Annotated in this window: 17 protein-coding genes; 11 read left to right on the top strand and 6 right to left on the bottom strand. The window is 64.5% G+C overall.

All coding sequences use genetic code 11. The annotated features are described in order from the left end of the window. Positions 1–58 precede the first annotated feature (58 nt). Positions 59–709, top strand: a complete 651-nt coding sequence (locus tag DI041_RS11845; protein ID WP_136639375.1) for an SCO family protein — start codon at positions 59–61, stop codon at positions 707–709. Continuing rightward, positions 706–1548, top strand: coding sequence for an archaetidylserine decarboxylase (gene asd / locus DI041_RS11840; RefSeq protein WP_136639374.1), 843 nt, complete (start codon positions 706–708; stop codon positions 1546–1548). Before DI041_RS11845 ends, asd begins: the two co-directional genes overlap by 4 nt. A 92-nt stretch (positions 1549–1640) precedes the next feature. On the opposite strand, the gene DI041_RS11835 is transcribed toward asd, so the two are convergent. Further along, a complete protein-coding gene (locus DI041_RS11835) occupies positions 1641–1988 on the bottom strand; it encodes a ribonuclease E inhibitor RraB (protein ID WP_136639373.1) in 348 nt (115 codons plus the stop codon). A gap of 24 nt (positions 1989–2012) precedes the next feature. Beyond that, positions 2013–3617: a transglycosylase SLT domain-containing protein gene (locus tag DI041_RS11830; RefSeq protein ID WP_136639372.1), complete on the bottom strand. Its 1605-nt coding sequence runs from the start codon at positions 3615–3617 to the stop codon at positions 2013–2015. 122 nt (positions 3618–3739) lie between these two features. Between DI041_RS11830 and DI041_RS11825 the strand changes: the two genes are divergently transcribed. Next, positions 3740–5245, top strand: a complete 1506-nt coding sequence (locus DI041_RS11825) for a helicase HerA-like domain-containing protein (protein ID WP_136639371.1) — start codon at positions 3740–3742, stop codon at positions 5243–5245. Between the two features lie 87 nt (positions 5246–5332). Then, on the top strand, positions 5333–5839 hold the full coding sequence (gene greB, locus DI041_RS11820; RefSeq protein WP_006381559.1) for a transcription elongation factor GreB: 507 nt from the start codon (positions 5333–5335) through the stop codon (positions 5837–5839). A 56-nt stretch (positions 5840–5895) separates the two neighbouring features. Here the strand turns inward: greB and DI041_RS11815 are convergent, their stop codons facing one another. Beyond that, on the bottom strand, positions 5896–6741 hold the full coding sequence (locus DI041_RS11815; RefSeq protein ID WP_136639370.1) for a DUF3025 domain-containing protein: 846 nt from the start codon (positions 6739–6741) through the stop codon (positions 5896–5898). Further along, entirely contained in the window at positions 6738–8099 is a 1362-nt protein-coding gene (rimO, locus tag DI041_RS11810; RefSeq protein WP_049436796.1) for a 30S ribosomal protein S12 methylthiotransferase RimO, read from the bottom strand. Before rimO ends, DI041_RS11815 begins: the two co-directional genes overlap by 4 nt. A gap of 204 nt (positions 8100–8303) precedes the next feature. Between rimO and DI041_RS11805 the strand changes: the two genes are divergently transcribed. From DI041_RS11805 to DI041_RS21260, 3 genes are read left to right on the top strand one after another with little or no spacing between them, the layout of a single operon-like run. Beyond that, entirely contained in the window at positions 8304–8975 is a 672-nt protein-coding gene (locus DI041_RS11805) for a dienelactone hydrolase family protein (protein WP_136639369.1), read from the top strand. Then, positions 8972–9394 (top strand): HIT domain-containing protein, encoded by a 423-nt coding sequence (locus tag DI041_RS11800; RefSeq protein ID WP_006381641.1) that lies wholly within the window; start codon positions 8972–8974, stop codon positions 9392–9394. Before DI041_RS11805 ends, DI041_RS11800 begins: the two co-directional genes overlap by 4 nt. Positions 9395–9408: 14 nt before the next feature. Continuing rightward, on the top strand, positions 9409–9576 hold the full coding sequence (locus tag DI041_RS21260) for a LiaI-LiaF-like domain-containing protein (RefSeq protein WP_046983580.1): 168 nt from the start codon (positions 9409–9411) through the stop codon (positions 9574–9576). Between the two features lie 98 nt (positions 9577–9674). On the opposite strand, the gene dcd is transcribed toward DI041_RS21260, so the two are convergent. Beyond that, positions 9675–10247, bottom strand: a complete 573-nt coding sequence (gene dcd / locus DI041_RS11795; RefSeq protein WP_012511735.1) for a dCTP deaminase — start codon at positions 10245–10247, stop codon at positions 9675–9677. A gap of 79 nt (positions 10248–10326) precedes the next feature. Next, complete coding sequence (gene apbC, locus DI041_RS11790) at positions 10327–11181, bottom strand: iron-sulfur cluster carrier protein ApbC (protein ID WP_049447715.1); 855 nt, start codon at positions 11179–11181, stop codon at positions 10327–10329. A 213-nt stretch (positions 11182–11394) separates the two neighbouring features. Here apbC and DI041_RS11785 point away from each other — a divergent pair, with 213 nt between their 5' ends. The 4 genes from DI041_RS11785 (at position 11395) to DI041_RS11770 (ending at position 22636) form a co-directional block, all read left to right on the top strand. Next, on the top strand, positions 11395–14184 hold the full coding sequence (locus DI041_RS11785; RefSeq protein WP_136639368.1) for a TonB-dependent receptor plug domain-containing protein: 2790 nt from the start codon (positions 11395–11397) through the stop codon (positions 14182–14184). A gap of 385 nt (positions 14185–14569) precedes the next feature. Continuing rightward, positions 14570–17377 carry a TonB-dependent receptor domain-containing protein gene (locus tag DI041_RS11780; protein WP_046983578.1) on the top strand — a complete coding sequence of 936 codons (2808 nt, stop codon included), beginning with the start codon at positions 14570–14572 and terminating at the stop codon, positions 17375–17377. Positions 17378–17525: 148 nt separating this feature from the next. Continuing rightward, the gene (locus DI041_RS11775) at positions 17526–19559 is read left to right on the top strand and encodes an alpha/beta hydrolase family protein (protein WP_136639367.1); all 2034 of its coding nucleotides are present in this window, start codon (positions 17526–17528) and stop codon (positions 19557–19559) included. A 194-nt stretch (positions 19560–19753) separates the two neighbouring features. Then, the gene (locus DI041_RS11770; RefSeq protein WP_136639366.1) at positions 19754–22636 is read left to right on the top strand and encodes a TonB-dependent receptor plug domain-containing protein; all 2883 of its coding nucleotides are present in this window, start codon (positions 19754–19756) and stop codon (positions 22634–22636) included. The last annotated feature ends 73 nt before the right edge of the window (positions 22637–22709 follow it).

The raw sequence follows: 22709 nt of genomic DNA, 5'->3' as shown, positions 1-22709 counted from the left end.
GGCGGAAACGATCGGGCCACAGCCGGTATGATGGAGCCCACTTCGCGCGGGGGCTCCCATGTTCAATCGCAACGCCGGCATCATCCTGCTGGTCGCCCTGGCGGCGGGCCTTGGCCTGCTGGCCGCGCAGCAGGTGTTCGCGCCGAAGCCTCCGGCCAATGCAGCGGCCACCGAAGCGATCACCCTGTACCCGCAGGCCCGCGAACTGCCCGACTTCAACCTGGCCCAGTCCGACGGCACCCGCCTGATTCCGGGCGAGCTGAAGGGCCACTGGACCCTGGTGTTCCTGGGCTTCACCTTCTGCCCGGACGTCTGCCCGACCACCCTGGCCGAGCTGGCCGGCGCCCAGAACCAGTGGGAGGCCCTGCCCGACAGCCTGCGCCCGCGCGTGCTGTTCGTCTCGGTCGACCCCGACCGCGACAGCGCCACCCGCCTCGGCGAATACGTGCACGGCTTCCACAAGGACACCCTGGCCGCGACTGCCGATGTGCCCTCGCTGGAGCGCTTTGCCACCTCGTTGGGCTTCGTGTTCCAGAAGGTGCCGGGCAAGCACTTCGACGAAAATCCCGAGGACTATACCGTCGAGCACTCGGCCAGCCTGGCCGTGCTCGACCCGCAGGGCCGCCTCGCCGGCCTGGTGCGGCCCCCGTTCAACGCGCCGGCGATTGCCCGCGACCTGCAGAAGCTGACCGAGAAAACCGCCCCATGAGTCTCACCACCGCCCTGACGTACGCCCTGCCCCACCGCCTGCTGTCCTCGATGGCGCGTTCGCTGGCGTACTCGGACGATCCGCGCGTGTCGCGCTGGTTGATCGACACGGTCACCCGCAAGTTCAATGTCAACCTGGATGAAGCGGCCAATCCGGACCCGCGCAGCTATGCGACCTTCAACCAGTTCTTCACCCGTGCACTGAAGCCGGGCGCGCGCGTGGCCGATGCCGATCCGCGCAACCTGGTGATGCCGGCCGACGGCCGCATCAGCCAGCTCGGCAGGGTCGAGGCCGGTCGCATCTTCCAGGCCAAGGGCCAGTCGTTCACCGCCGCCGAACTGCTGGGCAGTGACGAGGATGCCAAGCCGTACAACGACGGCCTGTACGCCACCGTGTACCTGTCGCCGCGCGACTACCATCGCGTGCACATGCCGTGGACCGGCACCCTGCGAGAAACCGTGCACGTGCCCGGCCGCCTGTTCAGCGTCGGCCCGGCCGCCGTCAACGGCGTGCCGCGCCTGTTCGCGCGCAACGAGCGCCTGGTCTGCCATTTCGACACCAGCTTCGGCCCGATGGTCAGCGTGATGGTCGGTGCGCTGCTGGTGTCCGGCGTGGAAACCGTGTGGAGCGGCGAAGAAATTCCGGCCTACGGTGACCGCATCACCCGCAAGGACTACCGCGGCCAGGGCATCCAGCTGGAGCGCTTCGCCGAGATGGCGCGCTTCAACTACGGCTCGACCGTGATCGTGCTGCTGCCGCCGGGCGTGGCCGAGTTTGCCCCGCAGCTGGGTGCCGAAAGCCCGGTGCAGCTGGGCCAGGCCCTGGCGAAGCTGCGCTGAGGCTTCCGTTAGTGCCGGCCGCTGGCCGGCATCTCCGTTGATCCAACGCGTCGAGCATTGCCGGCCAGCGGCCGGCACTACTGGTACGCGCGTTACTGCAGGGCCGGTGCAGGGCCGACGTCCATGCCGTCGTAGTCTTCCACACCCTTTTCCGCAGCCAACGCCGCGAACTCCTGGTTGCGGCGGTCCAGCGACGCTTCGTCGTGGATCTCCACGCGCTCCACATGCAGCACATGGAACGGTGCACCGCCCTCTTCCGGCTCCTGTTCGAACAGTTCGACGAAGCTGTAGCCCTGCGCCTGCAGATGATCCGCCAGTGCCTGCAGCGGCTCGGCGCTGGAATGGACGAAGAAGTACCCCCACAGCAACGGGCCGTTGATGTCCCAGTCGGTGTTTTCGCGGAGGTTGGCGAACAGGTTGCGGGTGTCTTCGAGGTCCATGCAGGTTCCAGGGGTCGTGGGGGATTACTTGTCGCAGCCCTGCAGCTTCAGCGTCTGGCCGTGGCGCAGGCTGTAGGCCGGGGCTTTCAGGCCGTTGGCGCGGGCCAGGGTCGGCACATCGCACTGGAACTTCGCGGCGATGGCGCCGAGGGTTTCGCCCTTGCCCACCTTGTGGCTGCGCACCGGCTTCGGCCGCGCAGCCGGACGTGGCGTGGCCACCGGCGCTACGGGCGTGGTCGGCACGCTGGTGGATGCGGCCGCATCGGCCACCGGCACCACCCCACCCACGGCCACGCTGCCGGTGTAGCTGGCGGCGGTCGGGCGCACGATCGCTGCATTCAGATCGGCGGTGATCAGGGTGCGGGCGAGGTCGGCACGCGGACCGCTGACGCAGTTGCGCTGGTACAGGCCGGCAATGCGGGTAGTGGCGTTGATCAGCGTGCCGGCCGGAATCCAGCCATCAGCCTCATAGCGCGGGTTGAGATTGCGCAGCGCGCGCATGTAACCATCGCGGGTGCCATGGCTGCCCAGGCAGATGGTCAGTTCATAGATCGTGGTGGATCGCGCCAGGCGGATGGTGGCCGGCTGCGCGCTGATCTTCGGGAACTCCACGCCGTACTGCTGCGGGTGCAGGAAGATCCACGCCGCGGCGATCACCATCGGCACGTAGTCCTTGGTTTCGCCCGGGAACTGGTTGTAGACGCTGTCCACCCAGAAGCTCTGCCCCGGGTACTGCTTGTAGACGCGCGCTGCGCGGCCTTCGCCGCCGTTGTAGCCGGCCAGCGACAGTTCAACGTTGTTGTTGAGCTCGCGCATGCGCTCGTTGAGGTAGGTGGCACTGGCTTCTGCGGCACTGCGTGCATCGAAGCGGGTGTCGAAACCGGTGCCATCCGGGCCCAGGCCGAAGCGGCGGCCAGTGGCCGGCATGAACTGCATCAGGCCGGCGGCACCGGCACGCGAAGAGGCATGTACGCGGCCATTGGATTCCTTGGCCATGATGCCGAACAGCAATGCCTCGGGCAGACCGCGCTTTTCCCACTCCGGCCACATAACCGCGCGCAGGTTCTGGTAGTTCTCGTAGGTGGTCATCAGCGCCGGGCGCATGTCGGTCAGCCAGCGGCGGATACCGGCCTGTACCGCCGGGTTGTACTCCACCATGCTGTCGAAGGCGTGCCGCTTGTCGTTCAGCAGCGCAGCGGCGCGGGCCGCCTCGGGCACGTCGGCGGTGAGCGGGCCGATATGGTCTGGGTCGGCTTCCAGGCGGTCGCCACTTTCATCGGCCACGTCATCGCTGGCAGCTGCATCGGCATCGTGCTTGAGCAGGCGCTTGTAGCTGGCCAGCAGGGTGCCCATCTGGCAGCCCTTCTGCTTCACGCAGTCGTTGAGGACATCTTCCATGTCCTCCAGCGCGGCATCGGCCTCGTTGCTGCCCTTGGGGTCGGCATTGGCGACCAGCAGCAGGGCATCGCTGTAGCGCTTCTCGGCGGCGGTCATGCGCTGCTGCAGCGCATCCACCTTCACCTTGTCCCGGGCCGAGACCCGCTGTGCATGGGCATCGGGTGCCAGGGAAACCAGGCCGGCAAGGGCCAGCAGCGGCCAACCGCGGGAAATCAGGACAGGAACGGGCATTGATGGCACTGTGTGCGAAACAGGCAGGCAGAGTAGCGGCGCCGCCAAGGTCCGGGCAAGCGGACCTTCGGACCGTCACCGCCGGCGGTTAACATTGGGCTATTCACCACAAGGGCTGGACCATGGATCCGATTCTGCTCGGCAAAGGCATCACCGACGATGTTGCCGTCACCCTGCTGCCGAAACTGGGCAACCGCCACGGCCTGGTTGCCGGCGCCACCGGTACCGGCAAGACCGTGACCCTGATGACCCTGGCCGAGGGCTTCTCGCGGCTGGGCGTGCCGGTGTTCCTGGCCGATGTGAAGGGCGATGTATCCGGCCTGGCCGTGCCCGGCACCGGCGCCGAGAACCTGCTCGCGCGCGCCGCCGAGATCGGCGTAGCCGACTATGCGCCAGCGGCAAGCCCTACCATTTTCTGGGACCTGTACGGCAAGCTCGGCCACCCGGTGCGCACCACCGTCAGCGAAATGGGCCCGACCCTGCTGTCGCGCATCCTCGAGTTGAACGACACCCAGGCCGGCGTGCTCGACATCGTGTTCAAGCTGGCCGACGACCGCGGCCTGCTGCTGCTGGACATGGACGATCTGCGCGCCTTGCTCGGACTGGTTGCCGAGGAACGCAAGGACATCTCCACCGAGTACGGCCTGGTCAGCGCACAGTCGATCGCTGCCATCCAGCGTTCGGTGCTGCGCCTGGCGCAGGACGGCGGCGAGAACTTCTTCGGCGAACCCGCGCTGGAACTGGCCGACGTCATGCGGGTCAATCACGACGGCCGCGGCGTGATCGGCATCCTGGCCGCCGACCAGCTGGTGCTCAAGCCCAAGCTGTACTCCACCTTCCTGCTGTGGCTGCTGTCGGAGCTGTTCGAGCAGTTGCCGGAAGTGGGCGACCTGGACAAGCCGAAGCTGGTCTTCATCTTCGACGAGGCCCACCTGTTGTTCGACGATGCACCCGCCTCGCTGGTGCAGCGCATCGAGCAGGTGGTGCGGTTGATCCGCTCCAAGGGCGTGGGCGTGTATTTCTGCTCGCAGTTCCCGGACGACGTGCCGGGCAACATCCTCGGCCAGCTGGGCAACCGCGTGCAGCATGCACTGCGCGCGTTCACCCCGCGCGACCAGAAGGCGGTCAAGACCGCCGCCGAAACCTTCGTGCCCAATCCGAAACTGGATGTGGTGAAGGTACTGAGCCAGCTCGGCACTGGCGAAGCGCTGGTTTCCACGCTGCAGGACAAGGGCGTGCCGATGCCGGTACAGCAGACGATGATCGCACCGCCGCGCTGCCGGATGGGGCCGATCACCGAGGCCGAGCGCGCCCAGGTGCGTGCCGGCAGCCCGGTCGGTACCCGTTACGACACGGCGATCAACCGCGAATCGGCTGCCGAACTGTTGGCACAACGTGCGCAGAAGGCGGTTGAGAAAGCAGAGGCTCCCGCTGCCCGCAGCCGTGAGCAGGACGAGGCGCAGGAAGGTGGCTTCGGCCAGTCGATCAAGGACGCGATCTTCGGCACCAAGCGCCGCCAGGGCATGATCGAGACCATGGCCAAGCAGACCACGCGCACGGTCGGCACCAAGCTGGGCAACCAGATCGTGCGCGGCATCCTGGGTGGCATTTTCGGCGGCAAACGCTAGCTGCCCCTGCTGGGGTCAGAGCCCTTTCCCGTGGAAAGGGATCCGACCCCACGCCTCCATCGCTCCCCTGAAAAGAAATCGCACCATATGTCGCGTTGGCGTCCCCCTGCAGAAAAGAGCACCGCACTGATCACCGCCTCCGGCCATGCACGGTTGAAGGCTGAACTGGATGAGCTGTGGCGTGTGCGGCGCCCCGAAGTGGTGAAAGCACTGGCCGCGGCGGCTGCAGAAGGCGACCGTTCGGAAAACGCCGAGTACACCTACCGCAAGAAGCAGCTGGGCGAGATCGACCGTCGCGTTCGCTACCTGACCAAGCGGCTGGAGTCGCTGCGGGTGGTCGATACCACGCCGACCGATCCGCAGGCGGTGTTCTTCGGTGCGTGGGTGGAACTGGAGAACGTGGACAGCGGGCAGACCAGCCGCTACCGCATCGTCGGCCCGGACGAGACCGATGCGGGATTGGGCTGGATCAGCATCGACTCACCGCTGGCGCGTGCGCTGCTGAAGAAACGGCTGGATGATGAATTCTCGGTGGAGCTGCCGAGCGGGCCGCATACTTTTGCGGTGATCGGCGTGGACTACGAGCCCCTGTAGAGTCGACTATCGCGCGCAGCGCGGGGTTTTCGCGGTGCTGCAGGAAGAGCAGTCGACTAACAGTCGACTCTACCGCCAGGCAACGGCGCCGGATACGCGCGGCCGGCACGCAGCGGGCGGAAATAGTCGGCATCTGCGTAGAAGGCAGCATCCTGCACCTCGTACCAGCCGGGAATGCCAGCCAGCGGCAGGGGCCGCAGTTGCAAGGGATCCGTCAGTACCCCGCCCACGGTGATGGCCCGTGCGACGGCATCGACACACTCCGCGTCGGCATCACCCTGCACCACCACGCACTTGCCCACCAGCCTGCGTCCAGGCAGCACCGCCTGCTCCATCAATGCATGGCCGAATACCGCAGCGATGGCGATGTCGCCGCTCTGCCAGTGCGCAGGTTCGAACAACGCGCGCCAGTCGTGCGCATCCCACGCAGCCAGCAACGCGTGATTGCGCACGCGCACGATCACGCCGGTTTCGTCGAACTGGGTCAGCGCGGCCTGCGCGCGGTTGCGCTGGCCCGGCGGCATGGACTCGATATGCATGCACTGCCGCGCATTGAGTGCATGTTTGAGTTGCCGATAGCGTGCCCACACCAGCGCATTGAACAGGTCGTGCCAATTGTCGGCACGGGTCGCGAGGCGCCCCTGTGCGATGCGCACTTCGTAGTGCAGGCCGTCGGCCAGCAGCGTGGCATCCTGCTCGACCAGGTGCAGTCCCGGCAGCCCCAGCCGCACATCCAGATCGGCGATGGCTGGCCATTCGCGGCCAGCCAGCAGGTCATGGAAGTCCTTCAACCCCGCAAACACCGGGTGCTCGAATACAGTGGCGTCGACCGCCGCACGCGGCGGCGGCACGAAGCGACGGACACCGCTGCCGTCACCGGCGGCGGTCGTCGCTGCGGTCACAGCATCTTGAGATCGAATGCCGGGCGGGTGGCGGCCGGCAGCGCGTCACCGTACAGGTCGTGCTCGTCGCTCTCGGTGATTTCCACGTCGACGAACTCACCCACGCGCAGCGGCACCTGATCGGCGTTCTGGATATGCACCAGGCCGTCGATCTCCGGGGCATCGGCCTTGGAGCGGGCCACGGCGATATCGCCTTCGATGGCGTCGACCAGGCACTGCTGCACGGTGCCGATCTTGGCTTCCAGTCGTGCGGCGGAAATCTGCGCCTGCTTTTCCATGAATCGGGCCAGGCGCTCCTGCTTCACTTCTTCCGGCACTGCATCGGGCAGGTCATTGGCGGTGGCACCTTCGACCGGCGAGTAGGCGAACGCACCGACGCGGTCCAGCTGCGCTTCGTCCAGGAACGACAGCAGCTCTTCGAATTCGGCTTCGGTCTCGCCCGGGAAGCCGACGATGAAGGTGGAGCGCACGGTGATGTCCGGCGCGATGCGGCGCCAGTTCTGCACGCGCTCCAGGGTCTTTTCGACCGCGCCGGGGCGCTTCATCAGACGCAGGATGCGCGGGCTGGCGTGCTGGAACGGGATGTCCAGGTACGGCAGGATGCGGTTCTCGGCCATCAGCGGCACCACCTCGTCCACGTGCGGGTACGGGTAGACGTAGTGCATGCGCACCCACGCATCCAGCTCGGACAGGCCTTCGCACAGTGCCTTCAGGCGGGTCTGGTAGGCCTTGTCGCGCCACATCTTCTCGGCGTACTTCACGTCCACGCCGTAGGCAGAGGTGTCCTGCGACACCACCAGCAACTCACGCACGCCGCCGCGCACCAGGCGCTCGGCTTCACGCAGCACCTCATCAACCGGGCGCGAGACCAGCTTGCCGCGCATCGACGGAATGATGCAGAAGCTGCACTTGTGGTTGCAGCCTTCGGAAATCTTCAGGTACGCGTAATGCCGCGGGGTCAGCTTGATGCCGTAGTCAGGCACCAGATCCACGAACGGGTCGTGCTTGGGCGGCAGCGCTTCGTGCACGGCCTCCATCACGCTCTGGTAGTCCTGCGGGCCGGACACCGCCAGCACGTTCGGATAGGCCTCGCGGATCTGTTCCGGGCGCTTGCCCAGGCAGCCGGTGACGATCACCTTGCCGTTCTGGTTCATCGCCTCGCCGATGGCGTCCAGCGATTCGGTCACCGCCGAATCGATGAAGCCACAGGTGTTGACCACCACCACGTCGGCCGAATCGTAGGACGGGACGATGTCGTATCCCTCGGACCGCAACTGGGTAAGGATGCGCTCGGAATCGACAAGGGCCTTCGGGCAGCCAAGGCTGACGAAGCCGACTTTGGGGTTCAGCTGGGACATGGAATCGCGGGACTCTGGGGGCCTGGGCCCCTGCCGTCGTGGCAGGGGTTCCTGGGGGCCGGGGCCTGAAAGGGCGCCAGTATACCGGGGTTGGCGGCCGCGCTCTGAATGGCCAGCCGCCTGATCACGCACAGCCGCTGACACCGCGCTAACCCGCGCAGCACCGACAATGCAGTCCGGTTCCCCACAACGAGGTAGATGACGATGGCCGAGTGGATCACCCTGGATACGCATCATGGCCCTGTCCGCGCCTGGCAGGCCCTGCCCGAGGGCACCCCGCGCGGCGGGCTGGTGGTGGTGCAGGAAATCTTCGGCGCCAACCCGCACATCCGCAGCGTGGCCGAGCGCTTTGCCGCCGAAGGCTATGCGGTGCTGGCGCCGTCGTTCTTCGACCTGGTCGATGGCGCTGATGCCGATCCGGACGCCCTGCCCTACGACGCCGACGGCGTGAAGCAGGGCCTGGAGCGGGTGACCGCTCTGGGCATGGAGAAGGCACTGGAGGTGGTCCGTGCCGCAGCGACCCGGCTGGCCCCTTACGGCAAGGTCGGCACGGTCGGTTACTGCTGGGGCGGCAGCGTCGCCCTGCTGTCCGCACTGCGCCTGGGCCTGCCTTCGGTCAGCTACTACGGTGCTCGCAACGTCCAGTTCCTCGATGAGACGCCAAAAGCCCCGGTGATTTTCCACTTCGGCGCCCAGGACAAGAGCATCCCGCCGGACGCCATCCAGGCCCATCGCCAGAAGCTGCCGCAGATGGCCACCTACGTCTATCCGGCCGATCACGCCTTCAACCGGGAGGTCGGACATGCGTATGATCCAGACAGCGCCACCCTGGCGCTGCAACGCACCCTGGACTTCTTCTCGGAGCATCTTGGATGAGCGATTTCGAACTCGATTCACGCCTGGCCACCGATAGCGTGCTGGTGGCGGAAGGACCGTTGTCGCAAGTGCGGCTGATGAACGACGAACGATTCCCCTGGCTGGTGCTGGTACCGCGCCTGGCCGGGGTGACCGAGTGGATCGAGCTGGACGGCGAGCAGCAGGACAAGCTGCGCACCGAGCTCAACCGCGCCTGCAAGGCCCTGCACGGTTCCGACGGGGTGGAGAAGATCAATATCGGCGCGCTGGGCAACATCGTGCGCCAGCTGCACTTCCACGTGATCGGCCGCCACGACGGCGATCCGGCCTGGCCGGGACCGGTCTGGGGCAGCGGCCCGGCGCACCGCTACGAGCCGGCAGCGCTGGACCAGCATGTCGCCTACTGGAAGGAACGGCTAGGATATCCGGCCCAGTCCTGAGCCGTTGCCGACCGATGCGATTCAACCTCGTTGCCGCCGTCCTGCTGATCCTGGTCGGGCTGTTCATGCTCGCCAGCAACCTGGGCTGGACCCACCTGAACCTGTCCAAGCTGCTGCTGACCTGGTGGCCGGTGGCGCTGGTCGGCGTCGGTATCGCGATGCTGTTCGGTCGCGGGAAATAAGGTAGCGCCGGGCCCTGCCCGGCGAAAGCAGCGCGCAGCCCCACAAACGGAAACGCCGGGCATGGCCCGGCGCTACCGATACGCGCTGACGCAGGCAGTCAGGTACGCGGCAAGGTCACGCCGGTCTGGCCCTGGTACTTGCCACCACGATCGCGGTACGACGTTTCGCAGACGTCATCGGCTGCGGCCTGGAAGAACAGCATCTGCGCCACGCCTTCGTTGGCGTAGATGCGCGCCGGCAGCGGCGTGGTGTTGCTGAATTCCAGGGTCACGTGGCCTTCCCATTCCGGCTCCAGCGGGGTCACGTTGACGATGATGCCGCAGCGCGCGTAGGTGCTCTTGCCCAGGCACACCACCAGGGTGTCGCGCGGAATGCGGAAGTACTCGACCGTGCGTGCCAGCGCGAAGCTGTTCGGCGGAATGATGCACTCGTCACCGACGATGTCGACGAAGCTGCCCGGATCGAAATGCTTGGGATCGACGATCGTCGAGTTGATGTTGGTGAACACCTTGAACTCGCGCGAGCAGCGCACGTCATAGCCGTAGCTGGAGGTGCCGTAGCTGACGATGCGCTCGCCGTTGGCCTGCTTGACCTGCCCGGCCTCGAACGGCTCGATCATGCCGTGCTGCTCGGACATGCGGCGGATCCAACGGTCACTCTTGATGCTCATGCTTTGTCCTGGGGAATACGAGGGGGCGCGAGGATTCTAGCAGGGGGCCGGGCATCGTCGCCGGCCCCTGCCCCGTCCCTTACAGCAGCGACGACAGGATCGGGATCGAGGCGCGCGGGCGCTTGCCCACTTCCTCGATCAGGCGCTGTGCGGCATGACGATAGGCCTGCGCCGGTACCGAGTCCGGCTGGGCGACGGTGATGGGCGTCCCGGCATCGCCCTGCTCGCGGATGCCGATCTGCAGCGGCAGCGAACCCAGCAGCGGCACGCCGTACTGCGCGGCCATGCGCTCGCCACCGCCCTCCCCGAACAGGTGCTCGACATGGCCGCAGTTGCTGCAGGTATGCACTGCCATGTTCTCGACGATGCCCAGCACCGGCACCTCGACCTTCTCGAACATCTTCAGCGCCTTCTTCGCATCCAGGGTGGCGATGTCCTGCGGCGTGGTGACGATCACCGCCCCGGCCAACGGGATCTTCTGGGTCAGGGTCAGCTGGATGTCACCGGTACCCGGCGGCAGATCGATCAGCAGGAAGTCCAGGTCGTCCCACAGGGTGTCGTTGAACAGCTGGGTCATCGCCGAGGTGGCCATCGGACCGCGCCAGATCATCGGCGTGTCCTCTTCGATCAGATAGCCGATCGACATGGTGTCCACGCCGAATGCGCGCAGTGGCTCGATGCTCTTGTTGTCGGGGCTTTCCGGGCGACCGGACAGGCCCAGCATGGCCGGCACGCTCGGGCCGTAGATGTCTGCATCGAGCACGCCGACGCGCGCGCCCAACTGTTGCAGCGCCACGGCCAGGTTGACCGACGTGGTCGACTTGCCGACACCGCCCTTGCCCGAGCCGACCGCGATCACGTTGCGGATGCGGGCATGCGGCGTCAGTCCCTTCTGGACCTGGCTGGCATGGGGACGGCGGGGAGAACTGTTCACAACGAGCACCGGCGGGGTCAGGGGTAATAACCCAACATCATACAAGCTGGACGCAACCTGACTGAAATTCAGGGTTGCTACAGATTCGTGCACAGATTGTTAAGTTCATGTTACGTTCGCAGAGCACTGTTTTGGGCTGCGAAGCTGGCTTTCCAGCGCGCACGATGGCGCATGCGCAGTGCCGATTTTGTTTTTGCTCTCCAATGGAACTACATGAAATACGTAAGCAACACCGCACGTCGCAATACGCTCGCCGTCGCCCTGATTTCCGCTCTGATGGCCGCCTCCCCGGCAATGGCCCAGGACAAGGCGACCAACCTGGACAAGATCACCGTCACAGGTTCGCTGATCCCGCAGACCCAGGTTGAAACCCAGACCCCGGTGATGTCCATCACCGCACAAGACATCCAGACCCGCGGCTTCAGCAGTGTTGCTGAAGTGCTGCAGCAGTCGTCGCTGACCACCGGCGGCCTGCAGGGCGGCCAGACCTCGGGTTCGTTCACCCAGGGCGCCGAGGCAGCCGGCATGTTCGGCCTGAATCCGGGCTACACCAAGTACCTGATCAACGGCCGCCCGATGCTCTCGTATCCGGCGCTGTACAACGGCAGCGAAACCTTCAACAACATCAGCGGCATTCCGATCGACATCGTCGAGCGCATCGAAGTGCTGCCGGGCGGCCAGTCCTCGCTGTACGGTTCGGACGCGATCGCCGGTGTGGTCAACATCATCCTGAAGGAGCGCATGGACGGCGGCACCATGACCCTCCGTGGCGGCACCTACACTGAAGGCGGTGGCAGCAACATCCGCTTCAGCGCTGCCAAGGGCATCAATGCCTTCGATGACCGCTTCCATGCACTGTTCAACGTGCAGATCGAGAATGGCAGCCCGATCTGGGGCTACCAGCGCGACATCACCCGCCAGAACAACCCGGTCGGCTACACCGCCCAGGTTCCGTCGAACGACTTCGCCGTCATCACCAACGCTGACAACAAGCTGCTGATGATGGACCCGAGCCGTTGCGCCAACGTGGCAGGGCTGTATGACGGCACCACCGTGGTCGGCCAGCGCCCGTCGGGCGAGTCCTGCGGTTCGGTGTACAGCGCCGGCTACAAGACCCTGAAGAACGGCAAGAACAGCGGCCAGTTCTACTCGTCGATGACCTTCGACGTGAACGACAACTTCCAGCTGTTCGCCGACGTGCTGTACAGCAAGGAAAAGACCGAGTTCACCTCCGGCTCCAGCGCCCTCTGGTGGGGCACCAAGTCGGTCATGGGCGGCTTCTACGACCAGGGCCTGGGCAAGGTCGTGAACCTGCAGCGTGCCTTCGCGCCGGAAGAAATCGGCCCGGGCCACTACAACAACATCATGAACTCCGACGAAAGCCGTGCCTACCAGGTCACCCTGGGCGGCAAGGGCATGGTCGGCGACTGGGACTACAGCGCCAGCTTCACCCGTGGCGAGTACCGCCTGGACCAGAACCGCTTCGTACGCTGGAAGGACAAGATCGAAGATTTCTTCGGCCAGACCGTGCTGGGCCCGCGCCTGGGCACCTCGGCTGGCGGCTTCGGCATCTACAACCCGGACTACGCGGCCTTCTACTCGCCGATCACTCCGGACCAGTTCGCCAGCTTCACCGGCTACGGTACCCACCGCAGCAAGACCTGGCAGAACCTGGGCCGCGTGCAGGTGACCAACGGCTCGCTGTTCAGCCTGCCGGGCGGTGACGCCGGCCTGGCCGTCGTGCTGGAAGGTGGCAGCGAAGGTTGGGACTACTCGCCGGACCAGGCGTTCGTCGATGGCAATGTGTGGGGCACCACCGCCGTCGCCGGTGCCGGCCACCGCAGCAACTACGCGGTCACCAGCGAGCTGCGCATGCCGCTGCACGACAAGCTGACCGTCAGCGCGTCGGGCCGCTATGACGCCTTCAAGATCGCCGACAAGACCGTTGACAAGGCCACCTACAGCATCGGCCTGGAATTCCGTCCGATCGAGAGCCTGCTGCTGCGCGGCAAGTACGGTACCGCCTTCCGCGCACCGACCCTGTCCGATGCCTTCCAGGGCATGAGCGGTTCGTACTCGTCCGGCCAGAACGATTACTACCGCTGCAGCCAGCTGGGCTATGGCCTGCGTGATGAGGCCTGCTCGTTCTACAAGAACACCTCGGTGTACAGCGAAAAGTCCGGCAATCCGGACCTGAAGCCGATCACCGCCGATGTGTGGAGCGCAGGTGTGGTGTGGGCCCCGGTCAGCAACTTCTCGCTGTCGGCCGACTACTACAACTGGAAGATCAAGAACGAGGTCAAGACTCTCAGCAGCGACCAGCTGCTGCTGGCCGAGTACCAGTGCCACAACGGCCTGCCGAACAACACCTCGGCCAGCTGCGGTGACGTGACCAACTGGGTGTCCCGCGATGCCGGTGGCAACCTGACCCGCGTGTACACGCCGAAGCTCAACGTTGCCAGCCAGAACCTGGAAGCGGTGACCGTGGCGGCCAAGTACCAGCAGGATATCGGCCGCTTCGGCTCGCTGATGTTCTCCGGCAACTACACCAACATGCTGAAGCGTGAAGTGCAGCCGATGCCGGGTGCCGCCAAGCTCGACCTGCTGAGCGATCCGTACAACATGTGGTACTACGACAACTTCGCCAAGGTCCGCGGCGATCTGTCGGTGGCGTGGAACATCGCCAAGTTCACCACCACCGTGTACGCCAACTACGTCGGCAGCACCCCGAACTACCTGGCCTACACCGGCCGCAGCTACGGCTATGTCCACTCCTCCGGCGCCAAGGCCGGCAAGTGGGGTTCGTACACCACGTACAACCTGAGCATGAACTACCAGGCACAGGAAGATCTGGTCCTGTCGCTGATGGTCAACAACGTGTTCAACAAGCTGCCGGAAGGCCAGCGCTACAACTACCCGGGCAACGAATCGACCCCGTTCAACGACGGCTTCTACAGCGTCTACGGCCGTCAGATCTCGGCCCAGGTCAAGTACAACTTCTGATCCCGTCGTTTTCCGGACTTCGTGTCTGGACCAGGCCCCGCTTCGGCGGGGCCTTTTTTTTGCTCGCAGAAGGCGGTCGAGCGGCCGCGATCCAGGCAACGGACATCGGCGTCGCAGCTAGCGCAACCCATTGATGCAGAAGCGTTGCGTGCAGTACGAAAGGATCCATCGCACATTGCCATGTTTTGAAACACACCAAAACAATTGTCGTTAGCCATTGATTTCAGGGCTGTTTTGAACTCAAAGACCGCTTGACGAGATGACGGTTGCGTGTTGAACGCGTTAAACGCGTGTTACGGTCCAACTGAATGGAATGCAACTGAACAGATTGTTAAACCGGCAAGGAGGCCGGTCGCCAAGACATTGCTCACTACGGGGATTCACCATGTCTCGCCATCGTTCCACACTCCCACGCCACCCACTGACCCTCGCCCTGCTCGGCACCCTCCTCGCCTCGGGCACCGCCCTGGCACAGAGCAGCAACGCGCCGACCCAGCTCGACCGTGTCACCGTCACCGGCTCGCTGATTCCGCAGACCGAGATCGAGAACCACACACCGGTCCTGACCGTGACCGCCGAGGACATCCAGACCCGAGGCTTCACCAGCGTCGCCGACGTACTGCAGCAGTCCTCGCTGTCCACCGGCGGCCTGCAGGGTGGCCAGACTTCGGCTTCGTTCACCCAGGGCGCCGAAGCGGCCGGCATGTTCGGCCTCAGCCCGGGCTATACCAAATACCTGATCAATGGCCGCCCGATGCTTTCGTATCCGGCGCTGTACAACGGCGGCGATACGTTCAACAACATCAGCGGCATTCCGATCGACATCGTCGAGCGCATCGAGATCCTGCCGGGTGGCCAGTCCTCCCTTTACGGTTCGGACGCGATCGCCGGCGTGGTCAACATCATCCTCAAGGAACGCATGGATGGTGGCGTCCTCAACGTACGTGGCGGCGCCTACAGTGAAGGCGGCGGCAACAGCTTCCGCCTCAGCGGCGCCCGCGGCTTCAATGGCGTCGATGATCGCTTCCATGCCCTGGTCAACGTGCAGTACGAAAAGACCAGCCCGATCTGGGGTTACCAGCGTGACCTGACCAAGGTCAACAATCCCGACGGCTACAGCCCGCAGTACGTCTCCAACGACTTCCTGGTGCTGCTGCCGGCTGCCAACAACGCCTACGCCATGATGGACCCGAACCTGTGCGCCAATGTGGCCGGGCAGTTCGATGGCACCACCGTGCTCGGCACCCGGCCCACCGGCCAGGCATGTGGCTCGACCTATGGCACCGGCTACAAGACCATCAAGAACGGCAAGGAAAGCGCGCAGATCTACAGCTCTGCCACCTTCGACGTGAATGACAACTTCCAGCTGTTCGGCGATGCGCTGTACAGCCTGGAAGAGGTCAAGTACGCAACAGGTTCCGGCTACACCTGGTGGGGCACCTCGTCCGGTTGGGGCCGTTTCTACGACCAGGCCAGTGGCCAGTACATGAACCTGCAGCGCGTGTTCGCTCCGGAGGACATCGGCGGCGGCGGCTACCGCGACATCATGAACACCGACCGCAACAAGGCCTACCAGGTAACGCTGGGCGGGCGCGGCACGGCCGGCAACTGGGACTACAGCCTCAGCTTCACCCGCGGCGAGTACAAGCTGACCGAGCGCAACTTCGTGCGCTGGAACGACCCGATCAACGACTACTTCGAGCAGCGCGTGCTGGGCCCGGTACTGGGCACCACCAGCACCGGCTACGACATCTACAGCCCGAACTGGGAAGCGTTCTACTCACCGTTGCCGTCTGGCGACTTCCAGAGCTTCACCGGTTACAGCTACAGCGAAAGCCGTACCTGGCAGAACCTGGCCCGTGCGCAGGTCACCAACGGTTCGCTGTTCAAGCTGCCGGGTGGCGACGCCGGCCTGGCCGTGGTCGTTGAAGGTGGCAGCGAAGGCTGGGACTACAGCCCTGATCCGGGCCTGATGGATGGCAGCGTGTGGGGCACCACGGCGGTTTCCGGTGCCGGCCACCGCAGCAACTACGCAGTGACCGGTGAACTGCGCCTGCCGCTGCATGACACGCTGACGGTCACCGGCTCCGGCCGCTACGACGCCTTCAAGATCGGCAGCAACACCGTCGACAAGTCCACCTACAGCATCGGCATTGAGTTCCGTCCGATCGAAAGCCTGCTGTTCCGCGGCAAGTACGGCACGGCGTTCCGCGCTCCGACCCTCTCCGACGCATTCCAGGGCCGTAGCGGCTACTACGCCAACGGCTCCACCGACTACTACCGTTGCGGCCAGTTGGGCTACGACCCGGCCAATACCACCGGCTGTCCGTATGACAGCGTCTCGGTGTTCGGCACCCGCGCCGGCAATCCGGACCTGGAACCGATCACCGCCGACGTCTGGAATGCAGGTGTTGTGTGGGCACCGATCAACAACCTGTCGCTGTCGGTGGACTACTACAACTGGAAGATCAAGAACGAGGTCGATACGCTCAGCTCCGACCAGCTGCTGCTGGCCGAGTACTACTGCCGTGGCGGCCAGGCTAACAACACCTCGGCCAGCTGCCAGAACGTCAACGACTGGATCACCCGCGATGCGTCCGGCGTGCTGGACGAGATCTACACGCCGAAGATGAACGTCGCGCGCCAGAACCTGGAAGCGCTGACCGCCAGCTTCAAGTACGTGCACGACATGGGCCGCTTCGGTTCGCTTCAGTTCTCGGGCAACTACACCGACATGCTCAAGCGCGAACTGCAGCCGCAGCCGGGCGATGAGTTCCTGGACCTGCTGCGTGACCCGTACGCGATGTGGGTGTACGACTCGTACGCCAAGGTGCGTGCCGATGGTTCAGTCGGCTGGGCCAAGGACAAGTGGACCACCACCCTGTACGCCAACTACATCGGCAAGACGCCGAACTACATGGCGTATGTGGGCAATGGCTACGACTACGTCCACAGCTCCGGCTACAAGGCAGGCAAGTGGGGCTCCTACACCACTTACAACCTGAGCGTGAACTACCGTGCGCTGGACAACCTGACCCTGTCGCTGATGGTCAACAACGTGTTCAACAAGATGCCGGACAACCAGCGCTTCAGCTTCGCCGGCACCAGCGGCCAGCCGTACAACAACTACCTGTACAACGCCTACGGGCGTGCGATCTATGTGCAGGCCAAGTACGAGTTCGGCGGCAAGTAAGCAAGCCGACCACGCTTGTGGGCGCCCCGCCTTGGCGGGGCGCCCATTGGGCCGGGCGGAACTGAGAATTCACACAGAGTTGACGGACCGCGGGCACTCGTTCATCTTCAGGTCATCTTGATGGATCAACGCCAAGGACGTCCCGAAGATGAACCACCCCGCTGTGACCCCTGCCGCACTGGTCGCTGTCCTGGCGCTCGCCGCCAGTCAGGCCATGGCCGCCCCCACTCCCCTGCCGGTTGAAGACTTCGCCAGGATCCCTTCGATCCAGTCGGTCTCGATGAGCCCTGACGGCAAGCAGCTGGTTGCCATCATCGCTGCGCCTGGCAGCAACAACGGCGACACCGCCCTGGCCAACTGGAACCTGGACAAGATGGGGGCGGGGCCGGTCGCCATCACGCCCTCCGGCGACCGCATGAAGTTCATTGCCGCCAGCGCCCTGAAAGCAGGACGCAGCCTGGTGATCGGTCGCCAGGAACTGACCGCACAGCTGGCCGGCTGTGGCGAAGGTAATTCGGTGGGCTCGACCAAGACCTTCCTGGCCAAGGCCTACCTGACCGACAGCAGCCAGACGAAGTTCGACGAAGCCTTTGCCGACAACAGCCGCAAGCTTGGCATCAGCGAGCAGACGCGACGCTGCCTGGAGATCGCCGGCACGGCCTCACTGGTGCATTCGCTGCCGCTGGACCCGGACAAGGTGATCATCTCGCAGGTCAACCAATCCACGCTTTCGTCGAACTATTACCTGTTCAACCTGCGCACCGGAGAGACCGGACTGCTGTTCCGCGGCGACGCCCGTTCCACCCCGGGCCTGTTCCATCCTCGCGATGGCGAACTGTTGACCCGCACCCAGATCGAACCTGCCGGCTCGAACGAGTACGAGCAGCAGATCTTGATCAAGAACAAGAGCAGCGGCCAGTTCGAGAAGCATGACCCGCTGACCACGCGCCTGAGCGATCGCTACACCATGGATGTGGTCGGGATCGACGACCAGACAGGCAAGCTGTACGTGCTCACCGACAGGTTCTCCGAGCAGGTACAGGCCCGCTTGTATGACCCGGTCACCCGCACCTTCGACAGCGAACCGCTGGCGGCCCACCCGCAGTACCCGATTGGCGGCCTGATCCTGGGCACCAAGCCGAGCAACTTCAACCAGGTCCTTGGCTTCTACCTCGAGGGCCCGCGCCGTGAAGCCGTGTATGTGGATCCGCAGATGAAGGGGCTGTACGAGGGCCTGAAGAAGGCCTACCCGGACACCTACATTGCCATCACCGGCTACAACGACGACCTGTCGCGGGTCCTGTTCACTACCAACGCGGCCAACCTGCCTACGACCTACCGCATGCTGAGCGATCGCAAGCAGGTCACCACCCTGGGAAGCGAACGCCCCTGGATCGATGGCAAGCAGATCGGCGAGCAGCGCTGGGTCACTTACACCGCGCGCGACGGCCGCAGGATACCGGCGATTGTCGATCTGCCCGCCGGCTGGAAACAGGGAGATGCACCGCTTCCGGCCCTGGTGCACCCGCATGGCGGCCCTTGGGCACGTGACTACACGGGATGGGATGTCTCGGGCTGGGTGCCCTTCTTCACCTCGCGCGGCTACGCAGTGATCCGCCCGCAATACCGTGGTTCCACCGGCTTTGGCCGAGAGCATTGGCTCGCCGGCGACAAGCAGTGGGGCCTGTCGATGCAGGACGACAATGACGACGCCGCCGCCTGGCTTGTACAACAGGGCATCGCCGCCAAGGATCGCTTGGCCATTTTCGGTTACTCCTACGGCGGCTTTGCCGCAGCTGCAGCGACCGTGCGCGCCCCGTCGCCCTTCCAGTGTGCAATCGCTGGCGCTCCCGTCACAGATCTCGCACGGCTGGGTGTCTCCTGGAGCGAAAACAGGCTGCAACGCATCCTGCAGGGGCAGACGGTGAAGGGCATGGACCCGATGCAGAACACGGCCAAGGCCAACATTCCTCTCCTGACCTTCGTTGGCGACCGCGACGTACGCACCCCGGCCTTCCACGCCAGGAACTTCTACAACGCGGTCAAGGACAAGGTGCCAGCGAAGTTCGAGCTTATCCCGGACATGCCACACAGCATGCCGTGGTACCCCAGCCACTTCCAGGCAACCCTGCCGCTGATGGCTGACTTCCTCGCCAAGGACTGCGGTCCCGGCGGCCTCTGATCCTCGGCAAGTCCGCTGCCGCCCCGGCAATCCCGACAACCCCGCCGACCTCTGGTCGGCGGGGTTTTTCATACTGAAACCTGAATTTTCCATTAGCAACAACAGGTTACAGAGAGTGTCCATTCACGTTGCATTTACTTTACGCGACACATACACTCCATTAACCGAAGCATAACAAATGGGGGTCCAGCAACATGCGCAAAACCAACCGCCTTACTACGCCAAGCCGCCTGCCGCTCGCCCTGGCAGTGCTCACCTGCCTGCAGGCAGCCCCGGTCCTGGCCCAGGAAGCAGTACAAACGGAATCGGCGGCGTCAAGCGCCTCCAATGAAAGCAAGAAGGCGACCAACCTTGACAAGGTCACGGTCACCGGCTCACTGATCCGTCGTGCCGATTACGAGACCACCTCGCCGGTCTTCACCATCGATACAGAACGAAATGCAACCCAGGGCCAGGTGAACGTCGCCGAGTTCCTGCAGAAGTCGGCCATTGGTGCCGCTGAAACCCAGATCACCAACCAGTTCGGTGGCTTCAACACCAACGGCGGTACCGGTGTGCAGACCTTCTCGCTGCGTGGGCTGGGTGCCAACCGCACGCTGGTCCTGCTGGACGGCCAGCGCCCGGGCCCGGCCGGCACCCGTGGTGCCGTCGGTGCATTCGACCTGAACGTGCTGCCGACCGCCGTGCTGCAGCGCGCCGAGATCGTGAAGGACGGTTCGTCCTCGATCTATGGTTCCGATGCCGTCGCCGGCGTGGTCAACCTGATAACCAAGAAGCACTTCGATCGTCCGGAACTGACCGTTACCGGCCGCGTACCGACCGAAGGCGGCGGGGAAGTGTTCTCCGCGTCGCTGGCCAATGGCTGGAACTTCGAGCGCGGTAGCATCGTCGCCGCCGTCGAGTGGTACCGCCAGAATGAGCTGACTCGCGGTGACCGCGACTACTTCAAGTGCGCCGAAGACCTGGTCTGGGACGCAGATGGCAACCGCGTCGACCGTGTCGACCGCTCGATCCTGGCCAACACCAACCTGGGTGGCTGCCAGAACATGCTGCACAACGTAGTGGACGTGACCAACAACCGGGTCACCACACGCTACGTGCCCAGCGCGGATGGCTCCACGGTAGGTCCGTTCCCGGGCTACCGCCCGCGCGCCAACCAGACCTATGCCAACGGCAATCCGATTGCCACCTATGAAGAACCGTACAACTTCCAGGAGTACGGCAAGTCCCACATCGTCAACAAGCAGGAGCGAAAGTCAGTCTACTTCGCCACTGACTTCGGTTTCGATTCGTTCAACTGGAAAACCCAGTTCCTGTACAACAACCGCACCACCGACAACTTCCAGTGGCGCCAGTTCTTCCCGACCGTCCGCCTGCCGGGCAGTGCAACGGCTACGGCACAGCCGATCATGCCGTTCAAGAGCATCTCCAACACCGAGGTTGACTACTTCTACTTCGCCAACAAGCTCGATGGCCTGATCAAGGGCACCGACACCTGGGCGTGGGAAGTTAACGCCAACTACAGCCGGTCCAGCGGCAAGTACAGCACCCTCGGCATCCGCAACTCGATCAGCGGCGATATCGGTCGTCCGGGGGCCGGCACCACGATGGCCGCCAACTACTTCGATCCGGGCTATCTGAGCGGTGCCAAGGTCGACGAACTGGTGAGCATCCTCGGCGTCTGGGCCAACGGCAAAACCACCTACGACCAGACCACCGTCAACGCGGTGTTCAGTGGTGAACTGTTCGACCTGCCGGCCGGCGCCGTGTCCACCGCAGTTGGCTTCGAGTACCGCAACTACAAGATCGACGACAAGCCGGCACCGGAGAACTACGATCTGTGGGGCTCGACCACCGCCGATCGCACCAAGGGCGACGACAAGGTCAAGGAAGCCTTCGTCGAATTCGACATTCCGCTGCTGAAGGGCCTGCCGGGTGTTGAATCGCTGTCGGCCAATGCATCAGGCCGCGTCTTCAAGTACGACTCGATCTCCGGCTCGGACAACGTGTGGAAGCTCGGCCTGAACTGGCAGATCATTCCCTCGCTGCGCCTGCGCGGCACCATCGGCACGTCGTACCGCGCACCGGGCCTGTACGAAATGTACCTGGGCAATCAGACCGGCTTCCTGGCGCAGACGCAGATCGACCCCTGCATCCGCTGGGGTGAAAGCAACAACACCCGCATCCAGGCCAACTGCGGCGCGGCAGGCATCCCGGCCGACTACACCGGTGCCGGCAACTCCAGCGCTACCGTGTATACCCGCGGCGGCAAGGACGGCAACCTGACTCCGGAAACCTCGCGCGCGCGCAGCGTCGGCCTCGTATTCACGCCTTCGTTCGCCGACCTGAGCATCGCCATCGACTACTTCGACTACGAAGTGCGCGATCAGATCACCTCGCTCGGTGCGCCCTCCATCCTGCAGGGCTGCTACGAGTCGACCACCTATCCGAACCGTTACTGCGATCTGCTGCGCCGCAATCCCAGCACCAGCGCAAACGCGAACATGGTGACCGAGGTGTATGCCCAGTACCTGAACATCAACCGCCAGCGCACCCGCGGTTGGGACATGACCCTGAACTGGGATCATGAGTTCAGCTTCGGCAAGTTCTCGCTGGACTCGCAGATCACCTACACGGTGGAAGACACCGCCGAGCTGTTCGACAGCGCCGCTGCCAGCGGCCTGTCCTCGTCCGACCGCCTGGGTGACCTTGGCCGTCCGGACCTGGTCGGCAACCTGGGCCTGAGCCTGAAGCGTGGCGACTGGACCTACAATTGGCTGACGCAGTACATCGCCCAGACCAAGGATCCGGACCTGGACGAAAAGTTCACCTACCAGGGCCGTCCGAACTCCTACCGCGATACCACTCTGGAAAGCCGCTTCTACCACACTGCTTCGGTCAGCTACGACCAGGCCGACTGGCAGATCCTGGTGGGCGTGGCGAACGTGCTGAACACCAAGCCGCCGCTGATCTCCAGCAGCGTCTACTCGTCGCGCTACGGCAACACCTACCCGTTCGCAACCCAGTACGACTACTACGGCCGCACCCCGTTCGTGCGCCTGAAGTACAAGTTCTGATCCTGGGCGGATAGCAGTACCCCGTCAGACCCGGCTTTTGCCGGGTCTGTCTTTTCCGGGCAAGGCAGCGGCC

Source organism: Stenotrophomonas maltophilia (assembly GCF_004920835.1).
GTDB classification, from domain to species: Bacteria; Pseudomonadota; Gammaproteobacteria; order Xanthomonadales; family Xanthomonadaceae; genus Stenotrophomonas; species Stenotrophomonas maltophilia_AQ.
The sequence above is the reverse complement of the archived record's forward strand: the minus strand, read 5'-3'. Positions and strand labels throughout refer to the sequence as shown.

Bases quoted from the DNA above. Each gene is read 5' to 3' on its own strand.
- DI041_RS11785 (WP_136639368.1), top strand. From the start codon at position 11,395: ATGAAATACGTAAGCAACACCGCACGTCGCAATACGCTCGCCGTCGCC.
- DI041_RS11800 (WP_006381641.1), top strand. From the start codon at position 8,972: ATGAGCGATTTCGAACTCGATTCACGCCTGGCCACCGATAGCGTGCTG.
- rimO (WP_049436796.1), bottom strand. From the start codon at position 8,099: ATGTCCCAGCTGAACCCCAAAGTCGGCTTCGTCAGCCTTGGCTGCCCG.
- DI041_RS11775 (WP_136639367.1), top strand. From the start codon at position 17,526: ATGAACCACCCCGCTGTGACCCCTGCCGCACTGGTCGCTGTCCTGGCG.
- asd (WP_136639374.1), top strand. From the start codon at position 706: ATGAGTCTCACCACCGCCCTGACGTACGCCCTGCCCCACCGCCTGCTG.
- DI041_RS11825 (WP_136639371.1), top strand. From the start codon at position 3,740: ATGGATCCGATTCTGCTCGGCAAAGGCATCACCGACGATGTTGCCGTC.
- greB (WP_006381559.1), top strand. From the start codon at position 5,333: ATGTCGCGTTGGCGTCCCCCTGCAGAAAAGAGCACCGCACTGATCACC.
- DI041_RS11845 (WP_136639375.1), top strand. From the start codon at position 59: ATGTTCAATCGCAACGCCGGCATCATCCTGCTGGTCGCCCTGGCGGCG.
- DI041_RS11770 (WP_136639366.1), top strand. From the start codon at position 19,754: ATGCGCAAAACCAACCGCCTTACTACGCCAAGCCGCCTGCCGCTCGCC.
- DI041_RS21260 (WP_046983580.1), top strand. From the start codon at position 9,409: ATGCGATTCAACCTCGTTGCCGCCGTCCTGCTGATCCTGGTCGGGCTG.
- DI041_RS11805 (WP_136639369.1), top strand. From the start codon at position 8,304: ATGGCCGAGTGGATCACCCTGGATACGCATCATGGCCCTGTCCGCGCC.
- dcd (WP_012511735.1), bottom strand. From the start codon at position 10,247: ATGAGCATCAAGAGTGACCGTTGGATCCGCCGCATGTCCGAGCAGCAC.
- DI041_RS11830 (WP_136639372.1), bottom strand. From the start codon at position 3,617: ATGCCCGTTCCTGTCCTGATTTCCCGCGGTTGGCCGCTGCTGGCCCTT.
- DI041_RS11835 (WP_136639373.1), bottom strand. From the start codon at position 1,988: ATGGACCTCGAAGACACCCGCAACCTGTTCGCCAACCTCCGCGAAAAC.
- DI041_RS11780 (WP_046983578.1), top strand. From the start codon at position 14,570: ATGTCTCGCCATCGTTCCACACTCCCACGCCACCCACTGACCCTCGCC.